General features: G+C 44.1%; 12 protein-coding genes. 9 read left to right on the top strand and 3 right to left on the bottom strand.

What is annotated here, in order from left to right; genetic code table 11:
* Positions 1-175: 175 nt before the first annotated feature.
* Entirely contained in the window at positions 176-616 is a 441-nt protein-coding gene (locus ACE5LO_RS01990; RefSeq protein WP_375518402.1) for a DDE-type integrase/transposase/recombinase, read from the bottom strand.
* A gap of 346 nt (positions 617-962) precedes the next feature.
* On the opposite strand from ACE5LO_RS01990, the gene ACE5LO_RS01985 reads away from it, so the two are divergent.
* Genes ACE5LO_RS01985 through ACE5LO_RS01970 form a run of 4 tightly spaced genes read left to right on the top strand, consistent with a single transcriptional unit; the run spans position 963 to position 4,952 of the window.
* A complete protein-coding gene (locus tag ACE5LO_RS01985; RefSeq protein ID WP_375518401.1) occupies positions 963-1,694 on the top strand; it encodes a hypothetical protein in 732 nt (243 codons plus the stop codon).
* A gap of 12 nt (positions 1,695-1,706) precedes the next feature.
* A complete protein-coding gene (locus tag ACE5LO_RS01980; protein WP_375518400.1) occupies positions 1,707-2,231 on the top strand; it encodes a hypothetical protein in 525 nt (174 codons plus the stop codon).
* Entirely contained in the window at positions 2,195-4,132 is a 1,938-nt protein-coding gene (locus tag ACE5LO_RS01975; protein ID WP_375518399.1) for a hypothetical protein, read from the top strand. Before ACE5LO_RS01980 ends, ACE5LO_RS01975 begins: the two co-directional genes overlap by 37 nt.
* Complete coding sequence (locus tag ACE5LO_RS01970; RefSeq protein WP_375518398.1) at positions 4,095-4,952, top strand: hypothetical protein; 858 nt, start codon at positions 4,095-4,097, stop codon at positions 4,950-4,952. Before ACE5LO_RS01975 ends, ACE5LO_RS01970 begins: the two co-directional genes overlap by 38 nt.
* 184 nt (positions 4,953-5,136) lie before the next feature.
* Here ACE5LO_RS01970 and ACE5LO_RS01965 read toward each other — a convergent pair whose 3' ends face one another.
* Both ACE5LO_RS01965 and ACE5LO_RS01960 read right to left on the bottom strand, forming a co-directional pair.
* The gene (locus tag ACE5LO_RS01965) at positions 5,137-5,865 is read right to left on the bottom strand and encodes an RluA family pseudouridine synthase (protein ID WP_375518397.1); all 729 of its coding nucleotides are present in this window, start codon (positions 5,863-5,865) and stop codon (positions 5,137-5,139) included.
* Positions 5,866-5,870: 5 nt separating this feature from the next.
* Entirely contained in the window at positions 5,871-6,734 is an 864-nt protein-coding gene (locus ACE5LO_RS01960) for a class I SAM-dependent methyltransferase (protein ID WP_375518396.1), read from the bottom strand.
* Between the two features lie 176 nt (positions 6,735-6,910).
* Here ACE5LO_RS01960 and ACE5LO_RS01955 point away from each other — a divergent pair, with 176 nt between their 5' ends.
* The 5 genes from ACE5LO_RS01955 (at position 6,911) to ACE5LO_RS01935 (ending at position 12,217) form a co-directional block, all read left to right on the top strand.
* A complete protein-coding gene (locus ACE5LO_RS01955) occupies positions 6,911-7,363 on the top strand; it encodes a flavodoxin (protein WP_375518395.1) in 453 nt (150 codons plus the stop codon).
* Between the two features lie 18 nt (positions 7,364-7,381).
* On the top strand, positions 7,382-8,158 hold the full coding sequence (locus ACE5LO_RS01950) for a hypothetical protein (protein ID WP_375518394.1): 777 nt from the start codon (positions 7,382-7,384) through the stop codon (positions 8,156-8,158).
* Positions 8,159-8,491: 333 nt separating this feature from the next.
* The gene (locus tag ACE5LO_RS01945) at positions 8,492-9,145 is read left to right on the top strand and encodes an HlyD family secretion protein (RefSeq protein ID WP_375352758.1); all 654 of its coding nucleotides are present in this window, start codon (positions 8,492-8,494) and stop codon (positions 9,143-9,145) included.
* Positions 9,146-9,160: 15 nt separating this feature from the next.
* On the top strand, positions 9,161-10,684 hold the full coding sequence (locus ACE5LO_RS01940; RefSeq protein ID WP_375518393.1) for a DHA2 family efflux MFS transporter permease subunit: 1,524 nt from the start codon (positions 9,161-9,163) through the stop codon (positions 10,682-10,684).
* A gap of 66 nt (positions 10,685-10,750) precedes the next feature.
* Complete coding sequence (locus tag ACE5LO_RS01935) at positions 10,751-12,217, top strand: efflux RND transporter periplasmic adaptor subunit (protein ID WP_375518392.1); 1,467 nt, start codon at positions 10,751-10,753, stop codon at positions 12,215-12,217.
* Positions 12,218-12,223: the final 6 nt, after the last annotated feature.

The raw sequence follows: 12,223 nt of genomic DNA, 5'->3' as shown, positions 1-12,223 counted from the left end.
CAGGGAACAAGACACCCTCCAAGTTCTAAACAACCAGTTGCCGGAAATTAACTGGCGACTGGTTGTTTAGTTTGTTTGAATGCGAAATGAGTTAGGGGACAGAATGTAGTCTCGAAAGGGCTTTACGACAATGGCCACCATCGTAAAGCCCTTTCGAGATAGAACGTTTCAGACTTTATCGTGGAATTAAACAATTCGATGGGGCATTATCAGCGGGCGTACCCTTACGGGACATGTTTATGGTAATGCCTTTTCCCTTTACAACCTGAGAGGTGTAGAAGCTACCCTGGTCGCTATGGAGCATCATGCCTAGTAGAGCGAGTAACTGATTGAGCGTGTCCAGTTCAAACACTGAGTCTTGCTTGTCCGCTATACTGTATGCCACAATCTCTCCGTTAAACAAGTCCAAGATACTTGGCGGGTACAAGCTTTCCGCCAAACGGCGAATATGTAATATCCATAACAAGTTTTTCATGGGGGCATCGGCCTCAAATTGGCGCCTTAATAGGTGTTTTGCTATGTAAGCAGGCTGCTCAGTGGGTTTGCGTTTCTTCACTTCGACACGACATTGTAACCCATCAAGCTGCATAATCCGCTGCACGCGATTGTGGTTCATCTTATGCTCTCTCCGAGCAGCGCCGTGATCTTCCGGCAAAGGAATGATTATTGATCAAACCAAAAAAACATATTTACATTATTTGAATGATTTGTTTATCAAGATAAGTCCTCAGTAGTAGTTCTAAAGGTTATATATTTAGAAGATTAATATCAAAAAAGGATATTAATTATTTTTGCCTTAATGATTTATCACCTCGTATGAAGCTTTAAAATGAAGATTATACTAATTTTCTTTGAAAAATATATGGAAAAAGAAGGAGAACGGCGAAGGGTGTCGAAAGTATTAGGCTAATGATACTACAAAGTAGTATATCATTGTAGATTATTAAAGGTGAGTGACATGAATGGCGATTTCCAACACAAGTGAGCCAGAAAAACAACTTATTATTGATAAAATACATGAAATGCAACCTACATATGCACAAATTGAAAGAGTTTGTCGACTAGTTGTCGAAGAAAACCCATTTGATGTTTACTCCAATCAGGCAACAATTATTCAAGCAATTGGCTTATTAGTGGATCGTTCAGTTCAAAAGGGGGTTTCAGAAATGCTAATCCCTGAGTTTGAAAAAACAATTCATAGCTTTGATTCTCAATTTGTAATACGGCCATTAGACGCTGATTTAGCAAACCAATTCGGCAATATGTTTACAAGCTTGCTTCATGCACTAGAGCAAATGAACGATGAGGAATTAGAAAAGTACACGGCAGATATTGACACAGCTGATATGACAAGTTTTCAAGATAAATTGGAGAATAAAGCCAAATTCTCAAAGGATAAGCAAGCTCATGCTATGAGAAGTAGAACGGAAATTTCCGTATTACAAAGAATAGCTAAAAAGTTAGGTTACACTAAATATAACAAGTTAAAGAAGAAAGTCATGTATTTGTATTTTCGTATTTGTGACAATTATCCGGCAGATACTTATAAAGCTGATTTCAGATTTGAACGTTTATTGGAGTATCTATACGCCCAACTACCGCTCCATATTCGAGAACAATTTGATGAAAGTCTAGAACATCTATCAGGTGTCATATTTGATACGGCTTATGACTGTTATATCTTCAATGAGTGAAGGTGATTAAAAGTGTTTAAACGCAATATTGAACAAGAACTGGCTTTATATGAGGCAGATGAAACAGGTTCATATAATGGTCTTATCTTATTTATGATTATTAATTCATTTTCGAAATGTACTTTAGATCAGCTATCTTATGCATTTTACCTCGTGCGCTTTACTAAAGTACTTTCAAGATTATTAAATGAAATTGAAAGGGAGCGCTTTTTAGAATACATACCTGAATGGGAATTAAGAAACCTTGATTCTATACTTTCACCCTATATTATCCAGAAATATGATAGACGTTTTGTAAGAGGATTAAAAGAATTGTTAGCCAGAAGTCTTGTTAAAATTGAAGGGGAATTTGTAAGTGTAGCCTTGAGAGCTGCGATACCTCTTGAAAATGATAGTTTTAGGATAATAAGACATAAAGCGGTATTTGCATGCACTGTTATTAGGAGATATGAGTTATCTCAACTTCAAACAAAAATCTATCAAGCAATAGGAGAAGAACAATGGGAAAATCTTTATATATCAACAGAATTGCGATAAATCCTCCTAAAGGAAAGACAGATGTCACATTCAGAACTGGTCTTAATATTATTCGAGCTGTATTATATGAAGAAATTAATGTTGTTAACGAAGCCAATGTACATCAGGGAAATCTTCCGGGGACTCGAAATAGTGTAGGAAAAACTACGTTTGTAAATCTTCTAGATTATGGATTGGGAAAAGGGAAATTTTTAGGAAAAGATAAAGTTTATGGACGAAAGAAACTAGAATTACATGATTTGTTGATGGAATTTCGTATTGGAAAACAAGAGTATACTGTACAGCGTAATCTGGTAAAGGGTGAGGTTTGTTTACTATATAATGGTTGGGTTATTGATGACCTTTTAGTTGGAGTGGAGCATTCATTTGAGTCTTACCAAGATGCCGATTATAGAAATTTTTTAGATCAGTCTATATTTCAGGGAGCAAATACATTTGAAGATAAAAAAATTGTTTCCTTTCGTGATGTTATGCAAATTATTTTTCGTGATCAGGTTGGTGGCTTTGAGTTTATTGATAAGCCAGGAAATTACACTGCCAGTGCAGACTCAAAAAGAAAATTAATGCAATTTCTTTCGGGTTTGACCACCTATGAAACGTTAAGTGCTAATAGCAAGGTTATCGAAGCTGAAGAAGTGGAAAAGGAAGCAAAAAAAGCATTAGATATTATTAAAAGATACGTTAATCACAAAGTAAATCAGGCAGAGCAAGTTATTAGGTCAGAAGCAGATGATGTCTTAGAAAAAATGAAAGAAAAACAAAGAGTTATAGATGAATTGAAAATGGAAATAATGCATCTACAAAAGCATTCTGATGAACGAATTGAAAAGAAAAATAAATTCCTTCAAAAGAAAATGGTGTACTTAAAAGAAGTCCAATTACTTAATACGAGGCTAAATAGTTTTCAGGCTACTTTAAATGAAATACAGATAGAAAAAGAAAATATAGAAACAGCAAACCAAGCTCACCTTTTTCTTCAATCTTTTGAATATGAAATATGTCCTGTTTGCTTAGTTCCAATTACTAATGATCCATCTTTCGTTTGCCCCAAAAAGTCGAATGATGAAAATTACTCCGAGGAAGTTATGAAGACTATGCAAAATATCTTATCTAATGAAAAACAAGATCTAATACTGGCTATTAATGATTTGAATAAATCGATAAATGAGATTCATTCTGAAGTAAGTCAATTAGATTCAAAAATTTCAGATGTAAATTTGGAAATATCAAAAGACGTTAATAAAATTTTAGAATTAATGAAGAACGAAGAGCAAGAACTTCAAGTTCTATCCGAGAAGTTTACGGGGTTAAAACAAGATCTGGATTATTTTCGAGATCGTGACGAATACCAAAGAAAACACGGCCGTGCGAAAGACAATTTAACTATTGCTAAAACAGAGAGAGATCGAATTCAGAAACTAATGGATGAAGGTCTCGAATCTTTAAAAACCTTCTTTCATGAAGCTGTATCATTTTTATATTTTAATAAACGAATTGGTTCATTAAGTTTAAGCGAACGAGCAAAAAATTTTATAGCTGAGATTAAATATCTAACAATTAGCGAAGGTAAGGATACTGGGGCAGCAGCGATTACTTTAGCAGTTATTGCATTTGATTTAGCTTTACTAAAGCTTGGAATTAATCAAAACACTCCACATCCTCGACTACTTGTTCACGATTCACCAAACATCAATGATATTGAGCCATTGGTATATAACAGAATTTTTTCTTACGTAATTGATATGTTAGAAAAGCCTTTTATAGATAAAGGGAAAGATCCTGATTTCCAATATATTATCACAACTATTTTAATGCCCGAGGAATTAAATCAACATCCATATATAAGATTGGAGCTAAGTAATAATGGAGACGATGGAAAACTCTTTGAATTTACATTTTGAAAATAACCCAGCAAATCAACAACGATTGATAGTTTTTTTAAAGCAATCGTATTCTGAGGATGAATTGTATGCTTTGGGACGAATACTTAGTATAGAGAAGGATGACTATGTTGGCAGAGGTATGACAAAGCAGCAATTAAGCGGTTCACTTGTAGAGATGATAGTACAGAGATCATTAATTGAGAGATTGTTTGTAATACTTGAATCTCCGGCCTATGTGAGGCCACGGCTATATCAAGTATTTAGAGACTTGGGTTTTAAGGAGCCTTTTTCAGAAGATAAATTAAGAGAAATGACGGAGGGATGTTTTGAAGAAAATAAATCTAATAGTGCAGAAAAGTCTTTTTCAGAATGGTTAGAAAAATGTAAAAAATCTATGGTTTTAGTATTAGGTAAAGATAACACTCATGAAACATGGACTAGGTTAAAAATGATATGTGAGCAATTAAAAATGATGGGTTACTCGCCTTTCTTAATAAAAGATCAGCCTGATATTGGTCATCTTACTAACGAAGAAAAAATGCTTGCCTATGCTGCAATTGCTAGATTTATCGTTATAGAAAAATCTGTTCCCTCGGGTCACATAGATGAAGCTCATATTTGTGCTATTAATCGTCTAGTGGGTATTTGGCTTCGTGAGGAAGGTATGGGAGATACCTGGATGCAAGGTGATTACGAGGTTAGTTATCATCATATTAAAGGGTTTACTTACAATAAAGATAATTTAGGTTCGATTATAGAAAATGGTGTTACTTGGGCGGAGGAATATCTCAAAGGAAAAGAACAACAATTAAACAGAATATACCCATTCAGACGGTAATAATTGGTTTAAACCAACTTTAAAGTCTATATCAATTATTCGTATTAAAATGCTAATTACTACTTGACTAATAAATCATTAAAAATAGCGGCTGCTAAGACAAAATCATATGTCTTAGATAGCCGCTGTTTTATTATCAGGACCGAAAAAGGGAGAAATCAACACAGAGGCACTCTGCCAGCATTCAAAACTCAGGAATTGCCCTTTCATAAACCTCCTGCGGCCATTCATTCCACGGAAATTGACGCGGCGGGATCGATCTGAAGAGAAGCGGCTCCTTGCTGACAGGGTGAGGGGCGCCGGCCAGCAGGGACCAAAGGGCGAGCTGCTGGCCCGGGCGGTTCACCGTTGCACCGTATTTCTGATCCCCGTACAGTGGACAGCCGATGCTTTGCAACTGCACGCGGATTTGATGAGGACGGCCGGTGTGAAGCTCAACCAGAATCAGACTTAATCCGTCCTTTTCTCCTACGACCTTATAGTCCAGCAAGGCTTGCTTGGCTCCCGGCGTACCGGACTTGACCGCCCGCACCGTATTGGTGCGCGGGTCCTTGAGCAGATCATGCTCAAGCCTGCCGCTCTGCGCTCCCGGGGAGCCATGTACCACAGCCGCGTACAGCTTGCGAAAGCTGCGTGTGCGGACGGTCTCGGACAGCCTGGATGCGGCTTTGGACGTTTTGGCGAAGATCATGGCGCCGCCAACGGGCCTGTCCAGTCTGTGAACCAGCCCCAAAAACACGTTGCCCGGCTTTTGATGCCTGATCTTCAAATCCTGCTTCAGCAGGGTCAGGAGGTCAAGATCTCCGCTCGTATCCTCCTGGGTGGGGACATTCACCGGTTTTTCGACTGCCAGCACATGGTTGTCCTCATACAATACCTTAATCCCGGATTCCTCATTTGGTACATGTGACATGGGGGCTACGCCTCCCAGCGTCCGAGAATACCGCAAGGCAGAATGAGCCCGGAGCGGGTGATCGGAAGCCCGATCTCACCTGCGGTGATGCGTCCGCCATATTTGGGCTGCATCGTCATGCTGAGCATATTTTTTAATACGGTAGGCGAAATGCCGGTCGTATAGGAGTTGATGAGCATAAACAAAGGATTGTCCGATATGATGCTCATGCACGATTCCAGGAAAGGATAGAGGCTCTGCTCCAGCTTCCACGTTTCGCCGCTCGGTCCGCGCCCATACGAAGGCGGGTCCATGATGATAGCATCGTATTTGTTGCCACGCCGTTGCTCCCGTTGCACAAACTTGAATACATCGTCCATAATAAAACGCACCGGTCTGTCGGCGAGGCCGGACAGCTGCGCGTTCTCCTTGGCCCACTGTACCATACCTTTGGCTGCATCGACATGAACGACGCTGGCTCCGGCGTAAGCCGCCGCAACCGTCGCTCCGCCTGTATAAGCAAACAAATTCAGCACCGAGATCGGTCTGCCTGCTGAGGCGATTTTATCCATCATCCAGCTCCAGTTTGCTGCCTGCTCGGGGAAGAGGCCGGTATGCTTGAAGCTGGTCGGGCGAATATGGAACTTGAGGTTTTCATAGTTAATCGTCCAGCGCTCGGGAACAGGCTTCTTCATCTCCCAGCTGCCGCCGCCAGCCGAGCTGCGGTGGTAATGGCCGTGCGTGCTGCGCCACTCCGCTGTTTCCTTCGCCAAAGGCCAAATGATTTGCGGATCGGGGCGCCGCAAAATAACATCCCCCCAGCGTTCGAGCTTTTCACCGCCACCGGTATCAATCACTTCATAATCATTCCATTTGTCAGCTACATACATGTTATAATCCATCCTTCAAAAAGTCGTATGTACACTATTGTACACAATTGCAGCTTGCGCCGCCAGCAGGGCGGGGAAGGCCAACACGAACGATTTTTGTATAAAATATTTGACAATGAGAATCATTATCATTTATATTCATGTTAACAAGAAGACAATAAAGCGAGGGATGTATTTTGGCCAAGATTTTGATTGCTTACGCGTCGATGACGGGAAATACCGAAGAAATTGCCGAATTGATCGCAGAAGGTATCAGGCAGACAGGACATTTGGCGGTGCTTAAGGAAGCTTATGAATGCAATGCGGCGGAGCTGCTTGAATATGACGGATACCTGCTTGGCGTCTACACATGGGGAGACGGCGAGCTGCCTGATGAGTTTCTCGATTTCTATGAAGAATTGGAAGAGCTTGAGCTGGAGGGAAGCAAAACAGCGGTTTTTGGCAGCGGGGATACGTCCTACGCGCAATTTTGCGGTGCAGTCGATCTGCTGGAGCAGAAGCTGAAGGAGCGGGGGGCGCTATTGGTGCAGGACAGCCTCAAGATTGAATTCAATCCACAGGACTCGGAAAAAGAAGCATGCCGTGAGTTTGGCCGCAGGTTTTTGCAGGCAGGCATTGCGGTATCCTGACCGGAAAGGACCGGATAAATGATGAGAGATGAGCAGCTTGGCAGCTCCATACCTGTACTTTACGATTATCAAATTGAATATATGTGGGGCAGCCGCAAGCCCCAGCAGTCCCGGAAGAGCGACAAGCTGAAGCCGGGCGCGGGCTGGCGCGAACATGTGCAGCATGCGGTCTCTCATGCTTTGCATGAATATTACAGCACCCCATATGATGTCAGATGTGAAATTCCGGTGCAATACATGCTTGAAAAATGGTGGCCGAAGCAGCACACTGGCTTTGAGTCCTATTCCCATTATTGGGAGGTTAAAGACAAGGTGACCGGCGGAATTTGCAAAATCGGGGCGGCTAACCGGCAGCTCCATGAGCCTGCGATATTGTTTGAGCAATTTCAAATCCCGGCAGCGGAGCTGAATGTGGAGCTATCGTTGATCATAGAGGCAGCCTGGATGATGGGGCCGCATGCGGATTCGCTGCTCGTTCAGAAATACATGGTTTCTTACGACCCTTATTTGGTTAACGCATATATGCATCTGATTACCGTGTTCAGCCATTATGCCTTTGGCTCTGTACCCGAAATGATTGAGTTTTACTGTCTGCTGGAAGGCAAAAAGGTGTCTTATGTAAACGGCCCGTCTTCTTTGGGCAGATCATTGGATTATGTGACACTGCTGCGTGACACCTTGCAAGAAGCTGGTTATATGATGGACCGATGCCTCTGTCCGAATTGCGCGAAGCGGCGTGAAACCAATCTGCTTCCGGGGGCGGAGAAAAAAAACAGCAGACTTCACATTTCTTAATGTGCAAAATGCACTAAGGACGCCCCAAATGGTCTATGACTCGGGGCGTTCTTTTGCATGCTGAAAGACGAAAAATTTCTAAAATAGTCCAAAAGAACTACTTGCCAATTTGATAAATTTAACTATAATTAGTTTTTGTGAGCTTGATATGAAACTTTTTAAATATAAGTAGTTACATTAGTTGTTGATCGCTTTTGTATCGGTAAGCGCATGGCTTAAAAGTCATGCTTTTCTTTATTCAGCAGATCTGTGTATATTGATTTGACCGCGTATATTTTAAATTTAAAATATCAGCGTTGAATAATAATTTTTATAGTAACAGGGGTGGAAGAAGTGAGTAAGAAGACTGTACTGCCGATTCTCATTGTAATTTTGATCTTAAGCGGTGGCACGCTTGGCTATTATTACTGGTATCAGGGGAGCCATTTTATCACCAGTGACGACGCCCGCATTACGGTGGACCAGTATAAGGTGATGCCGCAGATCACAGGGGAAATTACCCATATTGATGTAGAGGAAGGCGATATGCTCAAGCAAAATGAGCCAGTTGCCGAACAGGATGTTGCGAATCTTGACGCCTCCTCCGTCAGCAAGTCTGTCTTGCGGGCGCCGATCGATGGCACCGTGATCAAAGTGTATTCCAAGGTGCATGAGATCGGATCGCCCAGCGCCGCTGTTGCGGTCATGGCTAATATGAGCAACGCTTATGTGACGACCAATATTGAAGAAACCGACATCAGCCGGGTGAAGCCTGGACAGCTGGTGGACATTACGCTTGACGCCTCTAGCAACCGAACTATCCAGGGCAAGGTGCGCAAGGTGGGGCAGGCCTCCAACTCAGTATTTGCTGCCATTGCGGCCACGAACACCAGCGGAAACTTCAATAAAGTGACCCAACGTATCCCGGTGGAAATCGTGCTTAATACGCCGGATGACCTGAAGCTGATTCCGGGAACCAATGTTGAAGTTAAGATTCATACCAAATAAAAAGGGGGAGTCGATGTGTCTTCCGCAGATACTGCCGCTGCTCCTTCCACAGGCTCGGTCAGAGAACGCTGGCTTGCCTTTCTAGCTATTATCCTGGGGGCTTTTGTCGCTATTCTCAACAACAGTCTGATCAACGTAGCCATCCCGAGTCTGACAACAGATCTTGGCTCGACCACGAGTAAGATTCAATGGGTTATCACGGGATACACTCTCGCATCCGGGGTGATCGTCCCGATTACAGGTTTTATGGAGCAGCGCATTGGTTACAAAAAGTTTCTTATTTTAGCGCTTAGCGTTTTTTCGCTGGGTACGGGGTTGTGTATATTCGCCTGGAGCGACACCTCGCTCATCGCGGCGCGGATTATTGCCGGTCTCGGGGGCGGTGTCATCATGCCGCTCAGTATGACGATCGTGTATAAAATTATGCCACGGGAGCAGGTTGGTATGTCTCTTGGGATTTGGGGCATTTCCGCGATGGCGGCCCCGGCCATTGGTCCAACGCTCAGCGGTTATTTGATCGAATGGTTCAACTGGCGTTTTCTGTTTATCATCAGTCTACCGTTTGCATTGTTTGCCATTCTGATGGCTATTGTTTTGATCAAGGAACCACCTAAAGGGGAACCACGAAAATTTGATTTGCCCGGTTTTTTACTGGCAGCAACATGTGCAGGCACTCTGCTGTATGCTTTGTCGAACGGTTCATCCGACGGCTGGACTTCTTTTAAAATTGTGGGGTTGTTATTCATTGCATTCTGGGCACTGGTGTTCCTTATTTACGTTGAAGCCGGTAAAGACAATGCGGTGATCGAAATTTCCTTGTTTAAAAATTACAGGTTTACGCTCAGCGTCATTGCTTCCAGTTTCGTGATGATGGGGATGTATGGCGGAATGTTTCTTACGCCGCTGTTTTTGCAAAATATCCAGTCCGTGTCTCCGATAGACACCGGTATTTTACTCATTCCGCAGGCGCTCGCGATGGGGGTCATGATGCCGATCGCGGGCAAGCTGTTCGATAAATTCGGGATTGTGCCCTTGGGCTTGGTCGGTCTCACGCTGACCGGTTTTATGACGTACCATTTGCACCAGCTTACTCCGGACACGCCTCACCAGTGGCTGGAAATCGTAATGGCTTTGCGTGGTCTCGGGATCGGGATCTGTATGATGCCATTATCCACGGTCGGGATGAACGCAGTGCCGGCGAGCAAGGTGGGCAACGCCTCCACGGCATCGAATCTGGTGCGGACGGTAGCGGCTTCGATGGCGATTGCCGTATTTACTTCCATTATGCAGACACGAACAGCCATGCATTCCCAGCATATTGCTGAATCGATCACGCCTGATTCCGCCAGATCGTTTCAGTCTCTGCTTGGCAGCTCCTGGCAGTCTACGGTCTCCGGAATGATATCGCTGGATGCTTATTCGAGAGGCATCGGGGACACCTTCCTGGTCTCTTCGGTACCGCTGTTCTGTTCTATCCCGCTTATTTTTCTGTTTATCCAGAAAAGAAAGTCGGAAAAGAAAGCCTCCCCAAGCGAATAAACGCAAGGCAAGGTGGACCATGGTGATGCGCCCTCATTAAAAATGATAGAAAGAAAGGGAACATTAATGAAGATAACAAAATTGGAAACTACGTTAGCCGCAGTTCTGCTCGGAACAGCCGTGTTAGCCGGTTGCTCGGGCAGCGGAGCGGCGTCCCAGGATATGGTTGTACCGGTGAAGGTAGGTCAGGCCCAGGAAGGCATTTTGGGTGAAGGCAAAATTTATACCGGGGTTGTTACTCCGACCGAGACGGTAAACATCGTTTCGAAGATGGCGGGCAAGGTCGTCGAGCTTCCGGTGGATGTCGGCTCTGAGGTGAAGAAGGGGCAGATGCTGTTCAAGCTGGAGGACAACGATCTCCGCAATAATCTGGCCAAGGCCAAGGCTGCGGCATCTGCGGCTGGAGCCGCTGTCAGCACGGCAGAAGCCTCCCACGAGTCCGGGGTCGTATCGGCAACCTCCGGTATAGTCAACTCGAAGAGCGGCGTCATTTCCTCCAAGAGTGCTATTAATCAGGCGCAGGGGAGCGTTAATCAGGCGAAAACGGCGGTGGAACAGGCGAAGAACGGTCTGTCCAGCGCAGCCAATAGCGTAAAGCAGACGGAGCAGGCTTTGGCTGACGCGAAAAAGGCGCTCACGCGAACACAGGCTTTGTTCAGTGAAGGCTCCGTTTCGCAGGCCCAGCTTGAACAGGCTCAAACTGCGGTGGTAAGCGCCCAGGCGGCACACGATAATGCAGTAAATGCCAAGTCAAATGCAGAGAATCAGCGGGATGCAGCCCAAAAAGCCTTGGCCGTTGCACAGGAAGCCTATAAAAATGCAACCAGCAGTTATGAGAATGCGAACAGCGGATACAGCAATGCGCAGCGGCAGCTGGAGGTTTCGCAAAGCACCGCAACGATTGAATCAAGCCGCGAGTCCCTCAAGCAGGCCCAGCTCAATGTTTCCATCGCACAGGACGCACTGGAGGATTCCGTGATCACTTCTCCGATTAACGGTATTGTAGGCGTCAAAAATACGGAGGTCGGAGAAATGGTATCCGCCTCATCACCCGCTCTGGTAATCGCAAATCTGAGCACAGTAAATACACTGATTTATGTTCCTGCAGATCAAATTAACCAGGTTAAGGTCGGGGACAAGGTTCAGGTACGGGTGACAGCTTCCGATTTGATTACGACTGGAACGGTTAAAAATGTAAGCCCGCTGGATTCGAGCGGCAAAGGATATCCGGTAAAAGTTTCGGTTGCCAATCCGGACATGAAGCTGAAATCGGGCATGCTGGCAGACATCAGCTTCGTGAATAACGATGCACAGCAGGGCATGATTGTACCTTCCGGCGCCGTGCTGGAGCAAGACAGCAAAGCATATGTTTTTGTCGTGAATGATGATCATGTTGTCCGCAAAGAAGTAACCGTTGCAAGCAAGTCCGGATCTCAGGCATTGATCACAAGCGGTATTGAAAAAGGGGAGACGATAGCCGTAAATAATCTGGCACTGCTCGAAGACAATTCAGCAGTTAAAATCACCCCATAAGTAAGG

It is taken from the genome of Paenibacillus medicaginis (genome assembly GCF_042138635.1).
In the GTDB taxonomy this organism is placed as follows: domain Bacteria; phylum Bacillota; class Bacilli; order Paenibacillales; family Paenibacillaceae; genus Paenibacillus; species Paenibacillus medicaginis.
Note: the sequence above shows the minus strand (reverse complement) of the source record. Positions and strands in the feature narration are given on the sequence as shown.

Excerpts from the sequence above, each read along its gene's own strand:
- ACE5LO_RS01975 (WP_375518399.1), top strand. The coding sequence starts at position 2,195 with ATGGGAAAATCTTTATATATCAACAGAATTGCGATAAATCCTCCTAAA.
- ACE5LO_RS01965 (WP_375518397.1), bottom strand. The coding sequence starts at position 5,865 with ATGTCACATGTACCAAATGAGGAATCCGGGATTAAGGTATTGTATGAG.
- ACE5LO_RS01970 (WP_375518398.1), top strand. The coding sequence starts at position 4,095 with ATGGAGACGATGGAAAACTCTTTGAATTTACATTTTGAAAATAACCCA.
- ACE5LO_RS01990 (WP_375518402.1), bottom strand. The coding sequence starts at position 616 with ATGAACCACAATCGCGTGCAGCGGATTATGCAGCTTGATGGGTTACAA.
- ACE5LO_RS01935 (WP_375518392.1), top strand. The coding sequence starts at position 10,751 with ATGAAGATAACAAAATTGGAAACTACGTTAGCCGCAGTTCTGCTCGGA.
- ACE5LO_RS01985 (WP_375518401.1), top strand. The coding sequence starts at position 963 with ATGGCGATTTCCAACACAAGTGAGCCAGAAAAACAACTTATTATTGAT.
- ACE5LO_RS01960 (WP_375518396.1), bottom strand. The coding sequence starts at position 6,734 with ATGTATGTAGCTGACAAATGGAATGATTATGAAGTGATTGATACCGGT.
- ACE5LO_RS01950 (WP_375518394.1), top strand. The coding sequence starts at position 7,382 with ATGATGAGAGATGAGCAGCTTGGCAGCTCCATACCTGTACTTTACGAT.